This is a genomic window from Bradyrhizobium tropiciagri, from assembly GCF_018130505.1.
GTDB classification, from domain to species: Bacteria; Pseudomonadota; Alphaproteobacteria; order Rhizobiales; family Xanthobacteraceae; genus Bradyrhizobium; species Bradyrhizobium tropiciagri_B.
This window is the reverse complement of the sequence record NZ_JAFCKH010000010.1, coordinates 221,176-241,251: the sequence shown is the minus strand read 5'-3', so window position 1 is coordinate 241,251 and position 20,076 is coordinate 221,176. Positions and strand designations below refer to the sequence as shown.

General features: G+C 65.6%; 20 protein-coding genes. 7 read left to right on the top strand and 13 right to left on the bottom strand.

Annotated features, from left to right (window positions below; translation table 11 throughout):
* Positions 1-51 precede the first annotated feature (51 nt).
* A complete protein-coding gene (locus tag JQ633_RS25370) occupies positions 52-270 on the bottom strand; it encodes a DUF1127 domain-containing protein (protein WP_211987817.1) in 219 nt (72 codons plus the stop codon).
* A gap of 117 nt (positions 271-387) precedes the next feature.
* On the opposite strand from JQ633_RS25370, the gene JQ633_RS25365 reads away from it, so the two are divergent.
* The 4 genes from JQ633_RS25365 (at position 388) to tcuB (ending at position 5,392) form a co-directional block, all read left to right on the top strand.
* Positions 388-1,287 (top strand): transcriptional regulator GcvA, encoded by a 900-nt coding sequence (locus tag JQ633_RS25365; RefSeq protein ID WP_211987816.1) that lies wholly within the window; start codon positions 388-390, stop codon positions 1,285-1,287.
* A 178-nt stretch (positions 1,288-1,465) separates the two neighbouring features.
* A complete protein-coding gene (locus tag JQ633_RS25360; RefSeq protein WP_211987815.1) occupies positions 1,466-2,776 on the top strand; it encodes an MFS transporter in 1,311 nt (436 codons plus the stop codon).
* Positions 2,777-2,907: 131 nt separating this feature from the next.
* Positions 2,908-4,308 carry an FAD-dependent tricarballylate dehydrogenase TcuA gene (tcuA, locus tag JQ633_RS25355; protein ID WP_211987814.1) on the top strand — a complete coding sequence of 467 codons (1,401 nt, stop codon included), beginning with the start codon at positions 2,908-2,910 and terminating at the stop codon, positions 4,306-4,308.
* The gene (tcuB, locus tag JQ633_RS25350; protein WP_211987813.1) at positions 4,295-5,392 is read left to right on the top strand and encodes a tricarballylate utilization 4Fe-4S protein TcuB; all 1,098 of its coding nucleotides are present in this window, start codon (positions 4,295-4,297) and stop codon (positions 5,390-5,392) included. The genes tcuA and tcuB overlap by 14 nt, the downstream gene beginning before the upstream one ends.
* Before the next feature lie 256 nt (positions 5,393-5,648).
* On the opposite strand, the gene JQ633_RS25345 is transcribed toward tcuB, so the two are convergent.
* The 3 genes from JQ633_RS25345 to JQ633_RS25335 all read right to left on the bottom strand — a co-directional run bounded on the left by JQ633_RS25345 (position 5,649) and on the right by JQ633_RS25335 (position 8,298).
* Positions 5,649-6,062 (bottom strand): Rieske (2Fe-2S) protein, encoded by a 414-nt coding sequence (locus JQ633_RS25345; protein ID WP_211987812.1) that lies wholly within the window; start codon positions 6,060-6,062, stop codon positions 5,649-5,651.
* Positions 6,063-7,172, bottom strand: coding sequence for an amidohydrolase family protein (locus JQ633_RS25340; RefSeq protein WP_211987811.1), 1,110 nt, complete (start codon positions 7,170-7,172; stop codon positions 6,063-6,065).
* Between the two features lie 64 nt (positions 7,173-7,236).
* Positions 7,237-8,298, bottom strand: a complete 1,062-nt coding sequence (locus tag JQ633_RS25335; protein ID WP_211987810.1) for an amidohydrolase family protein — start codon at positions 8,296-8,298, stop codon at positions 7,237-7,239.
* A 175-nt stretch (positions 8,299-8,473) separates the two neighbouring features.
* On the opposite strand from JQ633_RS25335, the gene JQ633_RS25330 reads away from it, so the two are divergent.
* The 3 genes from JQ633_RS25330 (at position 8,474) to JQ633_RS25320 (ending at position 10,594) form a co-directional block, all read left to right on the top strand.
* Positions 8,474-8,956 (top strand): CinA family protein, encoded by a 483-nt coding sequence (locus JQ633_RS25330; protein WP_211987809.1) that lies wholly within the window; start codon positions 8,474-8,476, stop codon positions 8,954-8,956.
* Positions 8,957-9,791: 835 nt separating this feature from the next.
* The gene (locus tag JQ633_RS25325; protein WP_249159627.1) at positions 9,792-10,046 is read left to right on the top strand and encodes an excalibur calcium-binding domain-containing protein; all 255 of its coding nucleotides are present in this window, start codon (positions 9,792-9,794) and stop codon (positions 10,044-10,046) included.
* Positions 10,047-10,048: 2 nt separating this feature from the next.
* On the top strand, positions 10,049-10,594 hold the full coding sequence (locus JQ633_RS25320) for a thermonuclease family protein (protein WP_211987808.1): 546 nt from the start codon (positions 10,049-10,051) through the stop codon (positions 10,592-10,594).
* Positions 10,595-10,842: 248 nt separating this feature from the next.
* Here the strand turns inward: JQ633_RS25320 and JQ633_RS35605 are convergent, their stop codons facing one another.
* The 9 genes from JQ633_RS35605 to JQ633_RS25275 all read right to left on the bottom strand — a co-directional run bounded on the left by JQ633_RS35605 (position 10,843) and on the right by JQ633_RS25275 (position 19,978).
* Complete coding sequence (locus JQ633_RS35605; protein WP_211987807.1) at positions 10,843-10,971, bottom strand: GIY-YIG nuclease family protein; 129 nt, start codon at positions 10,969-10,971, stop codon at positions 10,843-10,845.
* A gap of 15 nt (positions 10,972-10,986) precedes the next feature.
* Positions 10,987-12,297 (bottom strand): HlyD family type I secretion periplasmic adaptor subunit, encoded by a 1,311-nt coding sequence (locus JQ633_RS25310; protein WP_211987806.1) that lies wholly within the window; start codon positions 12,295-12,297, stop codon positions 10,987-10,989.
* Positions 12,294-14,045 carry a type I secretion system permease/ATPase gene (locus JQ633_RS25305; protein WP_211987805.1) on the bottom strand — a complete coding sequence of 584 codons (1,752 nt, stop codon included), beginning with the start codon at positions 14,043-14,045 and terminating at the stop codon, positions 12,294-12,296. The genes JQ633_RS25310 and JQ633_RS25305 overlap by 4 nt, the downstream gene beginning before the upstream one ends.
* A 318-nt stretch (positions 14,046-14,363) precedes the next feature.
* Positions 14,364-15,341 (bottom strand): ABC transporter ATP-binding protein, encoded by a 978-nt coding sequence (locus JQ633_RS25300; protein ID WP_211987804.1) that lies wholly within the window; start codon positions 15,339-15,341, stop codon positions 14,364-14,366.
* 13 nt (positions 15,342-15,354) lie between these two features.
* A complete protein-coding gene (locus JQ633_RS25295; protein WP_211987803.1) occupies positions 15,355-16,767 on the bottom strand; it encodes an amidase in 1,413 nt (470 codons plus the stop codon).
* Complete coding sequence (locus JQ633_RS25290; RefSeq protein ID WP_211987802.1) at positions 16,764-16,961, bottom strand: hypothetical protein; 198 nt, start codon at positions 16,959-16,961, stop codon at positions 16,764-16,766. Before JQ633_RS25290 ends, JQ633_RS25295 begins: the two co-directional genes overlap by 4 nt.
* Positions 16,958-18,031: an ABC transporter ATP-binding protein gene (locus JQ633_RS25285; RefSeq protein ID WP_211987801.1), complete on the bottom strand. Its 1,074-nt coding sequence runs from the start codon at positions 18,029-18,031 to the stop codon at positions 16,958-16,960. Before JQ633_RS25285 ends, JQ633_RS25290 begins: the two co-directional genes overlap by 4 nt.
* A gap of 102 nt (positions 18,032-18,133) precedes the next feature.
* Positions 18,134-19,012: an ABC transporter permease gene (locus JQ633_RS25280; RefSeq protein ID WP_211987949.1), complete on the bottom strand. Its 879-nt coding sequence runs from the start codon at positions 19,010-19,012 to the stop codon at positions 18,134-18,136.
* 12 nt (positions 19,013-19,024) lie between these two features.
* Positions 19,025-19,978: an ABC transporter permease gene (locus tag JQ633_RS25275; RefSeq protein WP_211987800.1), complete on the bottom strand. Its 954-nt coding sequence runs from the start codon at positions 19,976-19,978 to the stop codon at positions 19,025-19,027.
* Positions 19,979-20,076: the final 98 nt, after the last annotated feature.

Here is a 20,076-nt window from a genome sequence, read left to right as displayed (position 1 = left end):
AAGATGACCCGGCGCCCCTCTAGGGAGGCGGCGCCGGGGATGGCGTCCTGATCAGGCCCGCCAGAACGGCTTTTCGGTTTCGAAAGCCACGTCGCTCCGGGACACGCCAATGTCGTGCAGGTCGCGATCCGTCCACTGCGACAGCTCGCGGCGGCGCTCGTAGCGCTCCCACCAGACGTGCAGTGTTTCGCCGACCTGGTTCAGCAAACCTGAGGCGTGATGAATTGGGGCATGATGATTTGTCATCGATTCATGGGTGAAAATGGACATTTACGGCTCCTATCGGTAACCTGTTGGCTGTAATATCTGCCCGGCCGGAGCCTTCTACAAACGACACTTTGTACCGTTTCGCATGAATTAACGTCATGAATTGGGAGCCATCCGGAGATGACCAGCCGGCTGCCGTCGCTGAACGGATTACGGGCCTTCGAGGCCGCCGCACGGCACATGAGTTTTACGTTGGCAGCGTCCGAGCTGAACGTGACGCAGACCGCGATCAGCCATCAGATCCGCCGGCTCGAGGAGGAACTCGGCGTCCGCCTGTTCGTCCGCCAGAACCGCTCGCTGAGCCTGACCCCGGAAGCCGCCGAATACCTTCCCGGCGTGCGTGCCGCCTTCAACGATTTGCGGCTGGCAACCGACCGCCTGCTGCGCCGCGACGATGATCACGTGCTGACGGTGTCGACGCTGGCCTCACTCGCCGCCAAATGGTTGCTGCCGCGGCTGTCCGCCTTCCAGGAGGCGCATCCCGGCATCGATGTCCGCATCACCACCTCGACCAGCCTGGTCGACTTCCAGCGCGACAAGGTCGACGCCGCCATCCGCTACGGCCGCGGCCAATGGGCGGGGCTGCGCGCCGACTGGCTGATGGCGGACGAGCTGTTTCCGGTCTGCAGCCCATCGCTGCTGGAAGGGACCAGGCCGCTTAGGGCTCCCGAGGACCTCAGGGACCACACGCTGCTGCACACCAGCAATGCCAACAGCGACGACTGGCGGCTGTGGCTAACGGCGGCCGGCCTGCCGACCGATATTTCCCGGCAGCCGGGCGTGACCTTCGACCTGCTGTTCGTGACCATCCAGGCCGCCATCGACGGCATCGGCGTCGCGATGGGCCGCACCTCCTATGTGCGGGACGACATCACGAAGGGCCGCCTCGTGGTTCCCTTCAAGATCGCGCTGCCCGCCGACGCCGGCTTCTACCTGGTTTCGCCGCAGGGATGGGCGGATTCGCGCAAGCTCGCCGCGTTCCGGACCTGGCTCAACGCCTCGGCGCACGCGCCGGCCTGACCCCGCTGCACACCGCGCGGGAGATTTGGACCTCCCCTTTTTTCCAATGGCCCATGTCCCGTTTCGGGGTTGGTGGCGCTGGTCAGCCGTGCCAAATTGTCGCACAAGGCGGGGTAACCGCCTTGGCCCGCGGGACAATTTGCGCCGGGCTTCGCGCCACGGGGAGGATAAGGACGTTATGTCGCAGTCGAGTTCATCGCAAACACCGCAAATCAAATCGCGCCTCGGCGCCATCCTGCGCGCGACCAGCGGCAATTTCCTCGAGCAATTCGACTTCTTCCTGTTCGGCTTCTACGCGCCGCTGATCGCCAAGGCGTTCTTCCCCTCCGAGAACGAGACCGCGGCGCTGCTCAACGCGTTCGGCGTGTTCTGGCTCGGCGCCCTGATGCGCCCGGTCGGCGCGATCGTGCTCGGCGCCTATATCGACCGCATCGGCCGCCGCAAGGGCCTGATCGTGACGCTCGCGATCATGGCGGTCGGCACCGTGGTGATCGCGGTCTGTCCGACCTATGCGACGATCGGCATCGCCGCCCCGATCATCGTGCTGATCGCCCGCCTGCTGCAGGGCTTCTCGGCCGGCGTCGAGCTCGGCGGCGTCTCGGTCTATCTCGCGGAGATCGCAACGCCCGGCAACCGCGGCTTCTACACCTCGTTCCAGTCGGCGAGCCAGCAGGTCGCGATCTTCGTCGCCTCGATCCTCGGCTTCATCCTGAGCGAGAGCATGCCGGCCGCGACCGTCGCCGCCTGGGGCTGGCGGATTCCGTTCTTCGTCGGCTGCCTGATCATTCCGGTGATCTTCTTCCTGCGCCGCACGCTGGAAGAGACGCCCGCGTTCCTGGCGATGAAGAAGCATCCGACCGCGAGCGAAACATTTGCCTCGGCGCTGGCGAACTGGCGCATCATCGTTTTGGGAATGATGATCGCGGTGCTGACCACCACGACGTTCTACTTCGTCACGGTGTACACGCCGACCTTCGGCAAGACCGTGCTGAAGCTGTCGACGCAGGATGCGCTGCTGGTGACGCTGCTGGTCGCGGTCACCAACTTCATCTGGAATCCGGTCGGCGGCGCGGTCTCCGACCGGCTCGGCCGCAAGCCGGTGCTGCTGACGATCGCGGGCCTGTCCTTCGTGACCGCCTATCCGGCGCTGCACTGGCTGGTCACCGATCCCTCGTTCGGCAAGATGCTGGCGGTCGAGATGATGTTCTCGTTCTATTTCGGCGTCTACAGCGGCACCATGCTGGGCTGCCTGGTCGAGATCGTGCCGGCACATGTCCGCACCACCAGCTTCTCGCTGGCGTTTGCGCTCGCGGCCGGACTGTTCGGCACCTTCACGCCGTTCGCCTCGACCTGGCTGATCCAGCAAACCGGCGACAAGGCCTCGCCCTGCTACTGGCTGATGTTCGGCGCCGCACTCGGCATCGTCGCCGCACTGATCGTCTATCGCGGCGGCCAGACCATCGAGCAGCGCGAGGCGGTTGCGGCCTGATCTTGCGCATGCAATCGGGGCAGACTCTCGATTTGAGCATGATCTTTCGGAAAACCGCTACACACTTTTCCGGATCATGCTCATTCGCCTGCCCCTGTTGCTTTCCATGCCAACAACGATAACAAGAGCGCATGGTTGATCTGACGCGCAGGTTCGACGTGCTGGTGATCGGAGGCGGCAATGCCGCGCTCTGTGCTGCGATCTCCGCGCGGCGCGCCGGCGCCTCGGTGCTGGTGCTTGAGGGCGCGCCGAAGTTCTACCGCGGCGGCAACACCCGCCACACGCGCAACATGCGCTGCGCCCATGATGCGGCGACCGAGATCCTCACCGGCCCCTACACCGAGGAGGAGTTCTGGAAGGATCTGCTGCTGGTGACCGGCGGCCAGACCGACGAGGAACTGGCGCGCTTCATGATCCACGAGTCCAAGGACATCCTGAACTGGATCGTCGAGCAGGGTGTGCGCTGGCAGCCGTCGCTCGGCGGCACGCTCAGCCTCGGCCGCACCAACTCGTTCTTCCTCGGCGGCGGCCGCGCGATGCTGAACGCGCTGTATCGCACGGCCGAAGAGCTCGGCGTCGACATCCTCTACGATGCCGAGGTGATCGACCTCAACATCGAGGACGGCATGTTCCTCTCGGCGCAGCTCAAGCAACCGGTCGGCGGCAAGACCGAGGTGCGCGCCTCGACGCTGGTCGCGGCCGCCGGCGGCTTCGAGGCCAACATCGAATGGCTGAAGCAGTATTGGGGCGAGGCGGCCGACAATTTCCTGATCCGCGGCACGCCGTTTAACCGCGGCGCGATCCTGAAGATGCTGCTGGCCAAGGGCGTGCAGGAGATCGGCGATCCGACGCAGTGCCATGCGGTGGCGATCGATGCGCGCGCGCCGAAGTTCGACGGCGGCATCATCACCCGGCATGACTCGGTGGTGTTCGGCATCGTCGTCAACAAGCATGCCGAGCGCTTCTACGACGAGGGCGAGGACATCTGGCCGAAGCGCTACGCGATCTGGGGCCGCCTGGTCGCGGCGCAGCCGGACCAGATCGCCTACATCATCTTCGACTCCACCGTCGTCACCAGCTTCATGCCGACGCTGTTCCCGCCGATCGCGGGCGCGACGATTGCCGAGCTCGCCGGCAAGCTCGAGCTCGATGCGGCGGCGCTGGAAAAGACCATCACCGAGTTCAACGCCGCGGTGCAGCCCGGCACCTTCGACCACACCATCCTCGACGACTGCCGGACGGAGGGCATCACGCCGCCGAAGACGCATTGGGCGCGCAAGATCGAGACGGCGCCCTATCTCGCCTACCCGGTACGGCCGGGCATCACCTTCACCTATCTCGGCACCCGCGTGAACAAGCAGGCGCGGATGCTGATGAAGGACGGCAAGCCCGCCGCCAACATGTTCGCGGCCGGCGAGATCATGGCCGGCAACGTGCTCGGCAAGGGCTACGCCGCCGGCATGGGCATGACGATCGGCAGCGTGTTCGGCCGCGTGGCAGGACGAGAGGCGGCAAGGAATGCACGAAACTAGAATCCTCGAGGAAGCCGACCGTCTGATGACGGTGTGCAATTCCTGCCGCTATTGCGAGGGCCTGTGCGCGGTGTTTCCCGCGATGGAGATGCGTCGCGCGTTCTCCGACGGCGACCTCAACTATCTCGCCAATCTCTGTCATTCCTGCGGCGCCTGCTACACCGACTGCCAGTTCTCGCCGCCGCACGAGTTCAACGTCAATGTGCCGAAGACGCTGGCGGTAGCGCGCGCCGAATCCTACGCCGCCTATGCCTGGCCGCGGGCCTTCGCCGGCGCATTCGCGCGCAACGGCCTCGTCATCAGCCTGATCGCGGCGCTCAGCGTCGCCGCCTTCATCTTCGGCTTTGCTGCGGTCAATGATCGCGGCGTGCTCTATGGCATCCACACCGGGCCGGGTGCGTTCTACAAACTGATGCCGCACAATGCGATGGCGCTGCTGTTCGGCTTAGCCCTGCTCTACGCCATCCTCGCGCTGGTGATGGGCGTGCGCGCGTTCTGGCGCGACATTGGCGAGCCCGTCGGCATGACGACGAATGCAAGATCGTTGCTGCAGGCGATCCGCGACGCCGGCGAGCTGCGCTATCTCGACGGCGGCGGCGTCGGCTGCTTCAACGAGGACGATCGCCCAACCGACCGCCGCAAGCTGTATCACCATCTCACCTTCTACGGCTTCGCGCTGTGCTTCGCCGCGACCTGCGTCGGCACGCTGTACCACTACCTCTTGGCGCGCGAGGCGCCCTATGCGTGGTGGGACCTGCCGGTCGTGCTGGGAACGCTCGGCGGCATCGGCCTCGTGATCGGCCCGATCGGCCTGCTGATCGAGAAGGGGAAGCGCGACCGCGCGCTGGTCGACGAGCAGCGCATGGGCATGGACACGGCGTTCATCGTGATGCTGTTCCTGACCAGCGTCACCGGGCTAGCGCTGCTGCTGTGGCGCGAGACCGCCGCGATGGGACCGCTGCTGGCGCTGCATCTCGGCGTGGTGTTCGCGCTGTTCATCACGATGCCCTACGGCAAGTTCGTGCACGGCATCTACCGCTTCGTGGCGCTGGTGCGCTACGCGCGGGAACGGCAGATGATGTAGGAAAGGTACGCATCCCAAAATACCGAAAAACAACCCCATGCAAAGTAGCCGGCGGCCGCCGGAACGCTGAAAAGCGACTTGACGCGTCGGGCAACTCAGTGGTATTTTTTCATTATTCCGAAATTATGCAGATGTAGGATGGGTGGAGCGAAGCGATACCCATCGCCTTCGTGCCGCGCGGTGAGATGATGGGTATCGCTTCGCTCCACCCATCCTACGGCAGCCGTTGCCTGGCGAGACGGAATGACGGTGGCGGCTACAGGTCCACCACCACGTAATCGCTCTCCACCGCCACCTTCAGCGTCTCCGCGACATACGGGCCCTTCACCAGATTGGTGCCCGGTTCGACATTGACCGGATAGGCGCGGACGCGGAAGCGGCGGGGGTCGCAATAGGACTGGCCGGTGCGGATGTCGAACTCCCAGCCGTGCCAGGGACAGCGGATGATCTCGCCGAGCTTCGTATATTCGATCTCGCCGGGATCGGAGGATGACGCAAGGCCGATCAGCGGACCCTCGCACAGCGCCGCGCCCTGATGCGGGCAGCGGTTCAGCAAGCCGAAGAACTCGCCCTTGACGTTGAAGACGGCGATCGGCCGCCCGTCGATCTCCAGGAATTTTCGCGAGCCCGGCGGCAGTTCATCCACCGGGGCAATGACGTGACGCGCCATCTAGGAGATACCGTAAAGCTGCTTCGCGTTGTCGAGATAGAACGCCTGGCGGTTGGCGTCGCTGACGCCGGCCGGCAGCACGCGCGACGGCTCGTCGTAATCCCAATGCGGATAGTCGGTCGCGAACAACAACTTGTCCCAGCCGATCCATTCGATGAGCTGGAACAGGTGGTCGCGGCTCTCCGGATCCTCCATCGGCTGCGTGGTCCACCAGATGTGGTCGCGGATGTACTCCGACGGCGTGCGCTTCAGGTGCGGCACCTCGGCGTGCAACTTCGAAAACACCTTGTCGAGCCGCCAGGCCAGCGACGGCGCCCAGCCGAAGCCGGCCTCGACCATCACCATCTTCAGCTTGGGGAAGCGCTCGAACACGCCTTCGAGCACGAGGCTTGCGAGCGCGGTCTGCTGGCACTGCGAATGGCCGACCATCTCCTCGATGTAATAGCTGGGCCAGCCCGATGCCGTGATCGGGTTGCCGCCGAACCCGAAGGCGTGCACGCCGATCGGCAGCCCGGCATCCTGCGCGGCCTCATAGATCGGCCAGTAACGGCGCTGGCCGAGCGGTTCGACATTGCGGCTGAGCAGCAGCACCTGGACGAAATTCTTGTCGCCCGCGCGCTTGCGGATTTCGGCGGCGGCCGAGACGCCGTCCTCATTGGCGACGACGACGGAGCCCTTCAGCCGCGAATCCTTGCTGGTCCATTTCTCGATCTGCCAGTCGTTGATCGCCGCGCAGATGGCCGCGGCGAGATCCTGGTTGCGGATGCCCTGCCCGGTGTTGAGCGGATTGAGCACGCCGAGCGCGACATTGTTGGGATCGAGATGCTGCTTCTGCATGAAGGACAGCGAGGAGCCCTGCGGCCCGCCTTCCGGCGGGTAGGCATCGCGGCGCGAGGCATTGGGCTGCGCCTTCGGATAGGGCGGGCCTTCCATCATGCCCTGGTAGGCATGGACGCCGAAGGTTTCGAGATGGCTGTGCCAGCGCTTCGCCAGATACGGATACAGCTCGTCCTTGGTGGCGCGCGCCGGATGGATGTCGCAATCGGCGATCGCGGTCTTGATGCTGGTGGACGGAGCGGCTTGCGGAGGTTCGCGAAGCTGGACGTTCATGGCGTCGTCTCCTCTGTTGTTCCGGGCATGATCAGGTCCGAAGACCGGACGCCACTGTTCGCCTTCATGCCTTCAGGCGCGGGTAAGTCGCATGCGGATTGTCGATCATGATCTTGCGCACCAGATCCGCGGATAACCCCTTCGGCAGCACCTCGTCACCGTCGAACTGCCAATGCGGGTAGTCGGTCGAGAATAGGATCAATTCGTCCGACTGCATATGGTCGAACAGCCGGTTCAGCGTATCGCCCTCCGGCGGCGCGTCGACCGGCTGCAGCGAAAAACGGATGTTGCTGCGCACAATCTCCAGCGGCGCGCGGTCGACCCAGGGCGTTTCCATGCGCACGCCGCGCCAGAACTTGTGCAGCCGCCACAGGAACGGCGGCAGCCAGGTGAAGCCACTCTCCAGCATCACCATCTTCAGGTTCGGATGGCGCGCGAACACGCCTTCGACGATCAGGCTGGTGAGCTGGGTCTGGAACGCCTGCGCCTGCGCGACATAGTCCTCGATGTGATAGGAACCCCAGCCGACCGAGGTCGGCGGGTTGTGATAGGCGCTGCCGGCATGGATGCCGATGGGCAGGCCGAGACGCTCCGCCGCGGCATAGATCGGCCAGTAGTGCCGCTTGCCGAGCGGCATGTCGCCCATCACCAGCATCAGCACCTGCACGAAGCGCTGGTCCGCGGCGCAGCGCTCGATCTCGGCGACCGCCTTCTCGATGCTCTGCACCGGGATCACGATCGAGCCGCGCAGGCGCGCGTCCTTGTCGAGCCATTCCTTCGCCAGCCAGTCATTCAGCGCACGGCAGAAGGCATTCGCCATGTCCTCGGAGAACACCATCTGCACGCCGTAGAGCGGATTGCAGATGCCGTACGCCGTGCCGAACGGATCGAGCGCCTGCCGCTGCAGATCGGCGATGCCGGAACCCGGCTTGCCCTGCGCCGGCCGCCAGTCCGGCCGCGAGGAGATCGGCGAATTGACCGGATAGGATTGCGAGATCAGGTCGGTCATGCCGCGCGTCGTCACCTGGTCGCGCCAGTAGTCGTTCATGTACGGCAGCAGGCTGGTGAGATGAGGCACGGCGGGATGCAGGTCGCAATCCACGCCGCCCGCGATCGGCGACGCCATGGTGTTTCCTCTGCGACGCGCTTTCACGCCGGATCGGCCGGCGCGTCGCTTCGTTGTTGGGTCACATACAAGCAGGCCCGCCCCCGGCTCGCAACTCGGCAGGCGTCGGTCTGCTGTGCTAGGACAGCAGAACGCCCCAAGGATTTTTCATGGCAAATAACAAGAAAGGCCGCCGATGAACGCGCTCACCTCCATCGCCGAACAGGTTGCCGCGAAGCTGATCGCGAACAAGCAGACCATCTCCGTCGCGGAATCCTCGACCGGCGGCCTGATCTCGGCATCACTGCTCGCGGTGCCCGGCGCATCGGCCTATTTCCTCGGCGGCGGCGTGATCTACACCCGCGATGCGCGGCGCGCGCTGATGGATATTCCGGATGACGCAATGAAAGGCATCCGCTCGGCGTCCGAACCCTACGCGCAACTTTTGGCGCGCCAGATCCGCGGACGGCTTTCCACCGATTGGGGTTTGTCGGAAACCGGCGCGGCCGGACCGACCGGCAACCGCTACGGCGACGCCGCCGGCCATAGCTGCATGGCGGTGGCCGGCCCGCAGCACGAGGTGATCACGCTGGAGACCGGCAGCAACGATCGCGCGGCAAACATGCAGGCGTTCGCAACGGCGGCGCTGGAGCTGCTGCTGAAGAATTTGGCGCGGTAGTCGCCCCGGCGAAGATGCCGTAGCCCGGATGGAGCGAAGCGCAATCCGGAGCCACTTTATCCGCAGTGAGAGCGGCCCCGGATTTCGCTTCGCTCCATCCGGGCTACGAAGCTGAAGAATTTGCCGCGGTTATCTCCACAGCGTAGTCCCGGCGAAAGCGGGGACGACGCGTGGAGGAAGTCGTCAACACAGCCAAAGTCCGTAGCCCGGATGGAGCGTAGCGCAATCCGGGACCGCTGCGCTTCAGCTTGGCACGGCCATGCTGCACGCTAGCTCGGCGGCGCTAATGTCCTCGAGAGCGAGCCCGTACCCGGTCCCCTCATCGATCAAGCGGCAGCAGCGCGGCGATGCCGTCGGCGATCTCGTGGGGAGGGGCCAGCAGGCTGGTCGGCGGGCACGATCTCGTTCACCGCGCCATAGTCCGGCTGCGCGTATTGGCAGCGGGGTAGAATTTTCTACCCTTCCTAAAGCCGCCCTTTGGCTCAGAAAAACAAAAGATTGGCAAAAAATCCGAAGGATTTAGGCCGGGTCTTTTCTTACATCTGAGACGAGCGGTCCGGATGATCCAGAAGGATCAAGCGCAAACAGGCGACAATTATTTCGTTCGCACCAGCGCTCATTGTGGCTCCGTATCGACGAGCCCGCAGCCACAACGTCAGCCCGGATTTGGTCGGCTGTCGTCGCTGCCGCCGAGTTTCACTGGCTGGTGTTGGCCGCGTGGCTTGGCCGAATGGCAATCCGTCCGTTCTGGAGGTGACGTTTCGCCCTGCGCATCGCAGTGCGCAGTCCGAAGCGCCATCCCGGTGACTTCCTCAGAAGGAGTAACAACGAGACCATGAGACGACTGATCACCCTCGCCGCTGTCATGGCGGCGCTCACAAGCCCGGTCATGGCCCAAGGCACGATCAAGGTTGGCAAAGACGGCGCGACTGCGAATGCAGCGCCCGTCAACGCGCCGAAGCCCAAGGCCAACGTCTTCTTCCGCAACTGCACGGAAGCCCGCGCCGCCGGATACTCCCGCATACGCCGGGGCGAGCCGGGCTATGCGCCGCACCTCGACCGCGACAACGATGGCATCGCGTGCGAGTAGCCATGAAGCGATTGCTCGCGACAGCATTGACGTTCGCGATGCTCACCCCGGCGATGGCCGGGGTTCGCGTCGTCGATGGCGACACGGTGGAGATCGACGGGACGAAAATCCGCATCCTGTCGATTGACACTCCGGAGACGTTCCGGGCGCGCTGCGAGAACGAGCTGCGGCTCGGCCTCAAAGCCAAGGAGCGGCTCACCGAGCTGCTCGCCAGCGGCGAAATCTCGTACACCCCGGACGGCCTCGACCGATTCGGCCGCACGCTGGCCACCGTCTATGTCGGCGAGGTCAACGTCGCCGACGTGCTGCTCAAGGAGGGGCACGCTCTGCCCTACATCCCCGGCCCGGAAGCCAAGGCCAAGCGAATGACCACGTGGTGCCCGAGCCAGTCCGGGTGGGACGAAAGGCCCGCGAGGTCTGGGAGGGGACCAAATGCCCGCGACGAGCAGGACATTCCTAGACACGGCATGTCATGCTTCGGTAACGGTCCATGCGAAGCTGATTTGAGCAAGTTTCACTGGCCAAGTGACCATGATCCGCCTCCTTGACATATAGGCCGAGCAACGCAGAGCGGGGTTGACCCAAACCCGCTTCAAAACTGTTGCGAACACAGCACCTCGACAAGGCCGGTCACAGCGAAGCTGCACACCACGCCCGCCGTGCGTTGGATGCACTGCGCGAGATTGCCGCCGTTCAGTCTGATGAGCCCGCCTAGCACCCACTCTGAGCACCCTGACCCACTCGCTGGCTCATCAAGGCCGAGCAGCGAAAAGCGACTCGACCAAAGACCCCTTGCTCAACCTGTTCGGCCTCGAGCCTGTTGATCGAGCGAACAGTCGAACCACTCTCCACGAAGATGATAAGGACCAAGGATTTGATGAACCCTCGCTTCGAGTCGCGAGGCCCGGATTTCGCTTCGCTTCATCCGGGCTACAAGAGGCTACTTCTCGCGGAAGGAGCGCATGAACTGGTCGCTCAGCGGCTTCATCAGGTAGGACATCATGGTGCGGTCGCCGGTCTGGACGAAGGCTTCCACCGGCATGCCCGGGATGATCTTCACCTCGCCGCCGAGCCGCGCGACCTCTTCGGGCGGCATCGAGACGCGGATGGTGTAATAGCTCTGGCCGGTGCGCTGGTCGGTGGTGACGTCGGCGGAGACGCGGGTGACGACGCCGTTCAGTTCCGGCGTGGTGCGCTGGTTGAAGGCGGAGAGCCGCAGCACGGTCTTCTGCCCGACCTGCAGCTTGTCGATGTCCTGCGGGTTGACCTTGGCCTCGACCGACAGATCGTCGGCCTTCGGCACGATCATCATGATGGCATCGCCGGCGGTGATGACGCCGCCGACCGTGTGCACGGTCGATTGCAGCACCACGCCGTCCTGCGGCGCGCGGATGTCGATGCGGCGGAGCTGGTCTTCGGCGGTGACCTTGCGCTCGACGAACTCGCCGATCTTGTCGTTGGTCTCGCGCAGGTCCTTGGAGACCTCGGACAGCATGTCCTTGTCGACCTGGATGATCTGCAGCTCGGTTTCGGTGATCTTGCCCTTGGCCTGGGCGCGCGAGGCGATGTACTGCGCGCGCTCGCCGGCGAGCCGCGCCGCGTCGCGCTCCAGCGTGGTCAGACGGGTGAGCTGCACGAGGTGCTGCTCATAGAGCTGGCGAACGCCGACCAGCTCGGTCTTCACCAGGTCGATTTCCTTGTCCTTGGACTTCTCCTGCGCCTCGAGGCCAGAGATCTCCTCGTTGAGCTGGGTGACGCGCTCGCGCAGCTGCGCCTTCTGGCCGGTGCGGCCGTTGACACGGACCTCGAACAGCTTGGCTTCGTTGGTCATGATGTCGCGGACATCGGGATCGTTGGCCTGATCGGTGAGCTGCTTCGGAAACACGATCTTGTCGCGGCCCTGCTGCTCGGCCTCGAGCCGGGCCTGGCGCGCGTAGAGGCCGTTCAGTGTCTTGACCACGATCGCAAGGCTCGCCTTCACGACGGTCTCGTCGAGACGCACGACGATGTCGCCCGCCTTGACCGTGTCGCCGTCGCGCACCCGGACCTCGCCGACGACGCCGCCGGTCGGATGCTGCACCTTCTTGACGTTGGAATCGACCACCACCGAGCCGGGCGCGATCAGCGCGCCGGAGATCGGCACCGCGGCGGCCCAGCCGCCGACGCCGCCGCCGAGGATCAGGACCACGGCAAGGCCGACAATCAGATGCTTTCGGATGGAACGATGCGCGTCCCGCGGCTGATCGGTCATGACTTGGCTGCCCCGGCATCGGCGACGATCTTGATCGGTGTAGGCGCCGGCGGGGCGACCCGCTGCAGCACCTGCGCCAGCACGGTCTCCTTCGGCCCGAAGGCCTGCATGCGGCCGTCCTTCAGCACCAGGAGCTGATCGACGCCCTCGATGCCGATCGGACGGTGCGCGACCACGATGACGACGGCGCCGCGTTCGCGGGCGCCGCGCACCGCGCGGGTCAGCGCCTCGTCGCCCTCGCTGTCGAGATTGGAGTTCGGCTCGTCCAGCACGATCAGGAACGGATTGCCGTAGAGCGCGCGGGCCAGCGCGACGCGCTGCGCCTGGCCGGCGGAGAGCGCGGTGCCCTGCTCGCCGACCTGGGTGTCGTAGCCCTCGCGCATCTTGATGATCATCTCATGGACGCCGGCTTCCTTGGCCGCGGCGATGATGGCGTCGGACTTCGCATCGGGATCGAAGCGGGAGATGTTCTGTGCAACCGAGCCGCCGAACAGCTCGACGTCCTGCGGCAGGTAGCCGATATAGCGTCCGAGCACGTCCGACGACCATTGATCCAGCGCGGCGCCGTCGAGCCGCACCTTGCCGCGAACCGGACTCCAGACGCCGACCAGCGCGCGAATCAGCGACGATTTGCCGGACCCGCTCGGGCCGATCACGCCGACGCCGGTGCCGGCATCGACCGCAAAGGTAACGTCCTGCACGATGATGCGCTGGTCGCCCGGCGCGACCATGGTCACGCTCTCGACCGACACCTTCTTCTCCGGCGCCTGCAGCAGGGTCTGCGTGGCGCGCGCCGGCATCTGCTGCAGCAGGCGGTTGAGGCGCGCCCAGCTCTGCCGTGCCGCGACGAACCCCTTCCAGTGCGCGATCGCAAGGTCGACCGGTGCCAGCGCCCGCGCGCTCAGGATCGAGCCGGCGATGATGATGCCGCCGGTCGCCTCCTGGTTGATCACGAGCCAGGCGCCGACCGCCAGCACGGCGGATTGCAGCATCATGCGCAGCACCTTGGCGACCGCGCCGAGGCCGCCGCTGACGTCGCTCGCGTGCTGGTTGCCGGCGAGATATTCCTCGTTGGCATCGTTCCAGCGCTTGTTCATCCGGCCGGCCATACCCATCGCCACCAGCACCTCGGCGTTGCGCCGGCTGGAGGCGGCCAGATCGTTGCGCCGCGCCGCGAGCGTCATCGCTTCCTTGGCCGGCGAACGCGACAGGTATTCGGTGATCAGCGTCAGCGTCACCAGGATGACGGCGCCGACCAGCGCGGTGACGCCGAGCAGCCAATGGAACGCGAAGCAGATCGCCATGTAGAACGGCAGCCAGGGCAAATCGAAGAACGCCCCGGGCCCCATGCTGCCGAGGAAGGAGCGCACATTGTCGAGGTCGCGCAGCGGCTGCAGGCCTTCGCTGCGGTTGCCGGCCGTCAGCGGCAGGCGGACGATGGTGTCGAACACCCGCGCATTGAGCGCTTCGTCGAGCGAGGTGCCGATACGGCCGAGGATGCGTCCGCGCAGCAGATCGAGGAAGCCCTGGGCCATGTAGAGGCCCGCGGCGATGACGACGAGGCCGACCAGGGTGGGGACGCTGCGGCTCGGCAGCACCCGGTCGTAGACCTGCAGCATGAACATCGAACCTGTCAGGTACAACAGGTTGATCATGCAACTCATGAGACCGACGCCAATGAAGGCACTGCGGCAAGCGCGCAACGCGTCACTCAGTTCGGAACGCCGGACAGCGGGTGCGGCTGCCATTAAATTTCTCTGCAAAAGGGCATTACGTAATGCCCAAGGTTGTAGCGGGGTTTGTGACCATCGTCCATTTAAGTCGCGTTAACCCGGAGAAGGTTTGCGCTGTTGTTTTGTGATGGCACAGAGAGTTGACGGAATAATAATGGCCAGTTTGCCGCCGAACCGGGCCGTGAAGCGGGCATTTATTCGGGAAAGCGGCGAGAGACAGGCATTATCTGTCGCCTCTGCGCCGCCAGATATCCGTTAAACCCCGGCTCTTCTGCAAAATTTTATCGTTCTGGAACCCACAAATGCTGCTTTAGTCGAGGTTCCGGCGGCCGATCAGGGGGCGGCAACCACAGGTTGGGCCAGGATGCAGCGCGAGACACGGCCAGGGGCGATCGGCACGTTGGGCGGCAGTTCCTCACCGCAGCGCGGCTGGGCGAGGCTGCAGCGGGGGGCGAAGGAACAGCTGGCCGGGGCGTGGTCGAGCGAGGGCGGCGTTCCCGGGATAGTCTCCAGCCGCTGGCCGCGCTTCGCGCCGTGAACCGTCGAAGCCAGCAGCCCCCTGGCATAGGGATGAACCGGCGTTCGCACGATATCGCGCAGCGCGCCCTGCTCCACGATCTGGCCGGCATACATCACCGCGACCCGGTCGCAGATCTCGATGGCGACGCCGATGTCGTGTGTCACGAAGATGACGGACATGCCGAACTCGCGCTGCAGCTCGCGCAGCAGCAACAGGATCTGGATCTGCACGGTAGCGTCGAGCGCCGTGGTCGGCTCGTCCGCCAGCAGGATCTTCGGCTTGCAGGCCAGCGCCAGCGCGATCATCGCGCGCTGGCGCATGCCGCCGGACATCTCGTGAGGATAGGACTCCAGCCGCCGTTTGGCCGACGGAATCCGCACCACCTCGAGCATCTCCAGCGCCCGCGCGTTGGCCTCGCGCTCGCTCTTGCCCTCGTGCCGCATCACGGTTTCGGCGATCTGCCGGCCGATCGTGTAGACCGGATCGAGCGCCAGCGCCGGCTCCTGGAAGATCATCGAGACGGTCTGGCCGCGGAACGCGGACAGCGCCTCGTCGTCCATCGCCAGCACCTCGCGGCCCAGCACCTTGACGCTGCCGGAGATCTGGGTCCGCTTCTTCGGCAACAGCCGCATCAGCGCCCGCAGCGTCACGCTCTTGCCCGAACCGGACTCGCCGAGCAGCCCCAACACCTCGCCCTCGCCGAGCTGTAGGCTGAGATCGTTCACGGCATGGACCGTGCGATCGCCGGTGAAGCGGATGTTGAGGTTGTCGATCTCGACGAGGTTGGTCATGCGAGCCTTTTGGTCATGCCAGCTTTGGCACCCGGGCGTGGAAGTCGGTGACGCGCTGGAAGCCGGCACCGATCCGCAGCAGCACGGCTTCCTCGAACGAGCGGCCGATCAGCTGCATGCCGACCGGCAGGCCGGCCTTGGTGAAGCCCGACGGGATCGAGAGCGACGGCAGGCCGAGGTAGTTCACTGGCCGAGTGAACCGCGTCAGCCGCTGGATTACCGCCTCCGCGCCGGGACCGTTGCCGACATCGCTCTCGGCGATGGTCGGCGCCGGGACCGGAGCCGATGGTGCGATGACGGCATCGACGCCGCTGACCGCGGCGTTGTGCGCGGCCAGCGCCGGGCCGCGCCAGCGCATCGCCTCGAGATAGGTGACCGCCGGGATGGTGAGCCCGTTCTGCAGCCGCATCAGCACCTGCGCGCCGTAATCCTGCGGACGCTCGATCATCCAGCGCTTGTGGAAGGCGGCGGCTTCGACCGCGAGCACGAGTTGCGACGCCGCGCTGAGCTGACGCTGGTCCGGCAGCTCGACCTTGACGATCTCGGCGCCCTCCTTCTTCAGGATCGCAACGGTCTCGTCGAGGCTGCGCGCGACCTCGGGATCGAGGTCGTCGACATAGAACGCGGTCGGCACGCCGATCTTCAGGCCCTTCAGCGATTCCTTGGTCGCGGCCATGTAGTCCGGCGCCGGCAGCGTCGACGCCGTCGGGTCCTCGGGATCCGCGCCGGCCATCAGGCCGAGCAGCAGCGCGCAGTCCTCCGCGGTCTGCGCCAGCGGGCCGACGGTGTCGAGCGATTGCGACAGCGGCATCGCGCCGGCGCGGCTGACGCGGCCGACCGTCGTCTTCAGGCCCGTGACGCCGCAGAAATGCGCCGGCATACGCACCGAGCCGCCGGTGTCGGAGCCGAGCGCGGCGAAGGTCAGCCGCGCGGCGACGGCCGAGCCCGAGCCCGACGACGAACCGCCGGTGATGTGCTCGGTATTCCAGGGATTGCGCACCGCGCCGTAATGCACGTTGTGGCCGGTCGGCCCGTAGGCGAACTCGACCATCTGCAGCGAGCCGAGCCGGACCTGCCCGGCGTCCTTCAGCCGCTGCAGCGCGGTCGATGTCGTCTTCGGCACGAAGTCGCGGCGGATCAGCGAGCCGCAGGTCACGACCTTGCCGGCGTCGTAATACATGTCCTTGTGCGCCATCGGCACGCCGTGCAGAACACCGCGGCTGTTGCCCTTGGCGAGCTCGGCATCGGCCTCGCCGGCCGCGGCGAGCGCCTGTTCGGATTCGATCGCCATGTAGGCGTTGAGACGCGGCTGCCACTGCGCAACGCGATGCAGGACCGCGCGCGTGACTTCATGAGAGGACAGCTTCTTCTCCGCAATCGCCTTGGCGACTGCGGTCAGCGTCATGAGAGCGGGTTCGGTGCTCATTTCGACACCTTTGCAGTCTGCGCCAACAGGAAGCTCGCGGGCTCGAGGTCGAACGGCAGCGTGCCGGAGACCGGCGCAAAGCCGTCGAAGGCCGGCCCGATCGAATTGGCGATGCGGCTCGCGACTTCGTCATCGGCGGGCACGTCGGCGACGTGCGCGATCACCTTGACGTCCTTGGCAGTGGGTCTGGTCATGCCGCGTTTTCTCCTTTTGCTTTTGCCGGCGCGCGGCTGTGCCCCGAGCCTGGAATGGCCATGTAGCACGCCGCCTGATGGCCCATTGTATCGAGATCGCTGAGCTTTGGCGTGTCGTTTGCGCAGAGCGGCTCCGCAAACGGACAACGGGTGTGAAACCGGCAGCCCGACGGCGGATCGATCGGATTGGGCGGATCGCCGGAGATCGGCGGCACCTCGGTGCGGCTGTCAGGATCGGACGACGGCATCGCCGCCAAGAGCGCGCGGGTATAGGGATGCGCCGGCGCGTCCCACACCGCATCGACCGGGCCGAGCTCGACGACCTCGCCGAGATACATCACCAGCACGCGGTCGGAGATGTAGCGGACGACGTTGAGATCGTGGCTGATGAAGAGATAGGTCAGGCCGAACTCGCGCTTGAGATCGGCGAGCAGATTGAGCACCTGCGCCTCGACCGATTTGTCGAGCGCGGAGACCGCCTCGTCGAGGATCACGAGCCGCGGCGACAGCGCCAGCGCGCGGGCGATGTTGACGCGCTGGCGCTGGCCGCCGGAGATCTCGTGCGGATAGCGGTTGGCGAAGGTTTCCGGACGCAGGCCGACCTTGCCGAGCAGCTCGCGCGCCAGCGTGCGCGCGGCGCTGTCGGCTATGCCGTGGACCTTCGGCCCGAACGCGATCGACTCCTCGATGGTGAGGCGCGGGTTGAGCGAGGCGTAGCTGTCCTGGAACACCATCTGCATGCCGCGCCGCAGCTCGCGCAGCGAGAGCGACGGGCCGACCTGCAGGCCGTCATAGACGATGTCGCCGGCATCGCGCGCCATCAGATGCATCAGCAGCCGCGCCGTGGTCGACTTGCCGCAGCCGGACTCGCCGACGATGCCGACGGTCTCGCCCTTCATCACCGCGAAGGAGACATCGTCGACCGCGCGCACCGTCTTGCGCGGGCTGAACAGCCCGCCGCGCACCGGAAAGTGCTTGGTCAGGCCCTTGACCTGCAGCAGCGGCTGCGCCGCGCCGCCGATGTCGGCGACCGGCTCCAGCATGTCGGCGGCGAGATTGGCGTCGCTCATGTCTCAAGCGCGATGAGATTGGGTTGAATTGTCATCGCGCTTTAGCTCCTTGTTTGAGCATGATCTCTTCGGAAAACCGCTTCACACTTTTCCGGATCATGCTTAGTTCCTGATGTCCATGGCGCTGCGCATGCCATCGCTCAACAAATTGAAGCAGATCGAGACCGCGAAGATCATCGCGCCCGGCAGCGCCGCGACCCACGGATTGACGTAGATCGCGGTACGCAGCGTGTTCAGCATCAGCCCCCATTCCGGCTCCGGCGGTTTTGTTCCCAGACCGAGGAACGACAAACCGGCGGCGAGGATCATCGAGACCGAGATCAGGCCGGTGGCGTAGACGAAGATCGGGCCGAGCACGTTGCCGAGCATATGCACGCGCATGATGGTGAAGGGTCCGGCGCCGGAGGCGCGCGCCGCCTCGACGAAGTCCATGTTGCGCACGCCGGTGGTGACGCTCTCGGCGACGCGGGTGATCTGCGGCACGAACACGATGGTCAGCGACACGATCGAGTTGACGATGCCGGCACCCAGCGCACCGGAGATCGCGATCGCCAGCAGCACGGACGGGAAGGCGTAGAACACGTCGACGGTGCGCATAATCGCGGTGTTGAGCTTGCCGCCGACATAGCCGGCGACGAGGCCGAGCGAGGTGCCGATCACGAAGGCGAGGACCACCGGCAGGATGCCGACGATCAGCGACAGCCGGCCGCCATCGATCAGCCGCGCCAGCATGTCGCGGCCGAGCTCGTCGGTGCCGAGCGGATAGCCGGGCGTGCCGATGTGGCGGAGCCGGCGGATCATCGAGCCCTGATAGGGATCGGCAAGGTGCAGCCACGGCGCCAGCAGCGCCGAGGCGAAGATCAGCACCAGGATGAAGGCGCAGGCCATGCTGACCTTGTCGCGCGTGATGCGGCGCGCGACGGTCGACCAGTAGCCGCGCGCTTTCGTCGTCGGCGCGGCCTGTAATGCGGAGTCTGTCATTGCGCTCATTGGTCAGCTCCGCTTGATGCGCGGATCGATCGCGGCCTGCGCGATGTCGACCAGGAGGTTGAGCAGTACGAAGAACAGCGCCAACACCAGGATCGTGCCCTGCAGCAGCGGCAGGTCGCGCTGGAAGATCGCCGAGTTCAGCAGCAGGCCCGAGCCGGGCCATGAGAACACCGTCTCGATCAGGATCGAGCCGCCGAGCATGTAGCCGAGTTGCAGCCCCATCACCGCGAGCGCGGTCGGCGCGGCGTTCTTGACGACGTGACGGAACACCTCGGTCTCGCGCAGGCCTTTTGCGCGCAGCGCCTCGACGAAGTCCTGGCTCAGGATGTCACCGGTCAGCGCGCGCACCGTGCGGGTGACGATGCCCATCGGAATGACTGACGTGGTGATCGCGGGCAGCACCAGATAGCGCAGATGCTCCCAGTCCCATGCCCAGGCGCCGGAGCCGCCGGGCCCGGCGCCGACCGCGGGCAGCCAGTTGAGCTGCACCGAGAAGATGATCACCAGCACCATGCCGAGCCAGTAATGCGGCAGCGAGACGCCGGCGATGGCGACCGACGTCGCCACCTTGTCGACCCAGGTGTCGCGGAAATAGCCGGCGATCAGCCCGAACAGCAGCCCGAGGGTGAAGCCGATCATCGCCGCCGCGACCGCCAGCATCACGGTATTGCTGACCGCGCGCATCACCTCTGACAGCACCGGACGGCCGGTCGCGATCGAACTGCCGAGATCGCCATGCAGCGCGCGCCACAGCCACAGGCCGAACTGCACCGGCAGCGGGCGGTCGAAGCCGTAGGCCGTACGCAATTGCGCGGCGAGTTCCTGCGAGGCATCCGCCGGCAGCACCGCGACCAGGGGGTCGCCGGGCGTGATGTGCACCAGCAGGAAGCACACCAGCGCCACGCTGAGCACGATCGGAATGACGTAGACGATCCGTCTGGCGATATAGGCGAACACGAGTTACTCGCTTCTTCCCTTCTCCCCTTGTGGGAGAAGGTGGCGCGCAGCGCGCGCCGGATGAGGGGTTCTATCCGCGGATACAGTTATGTCGCATG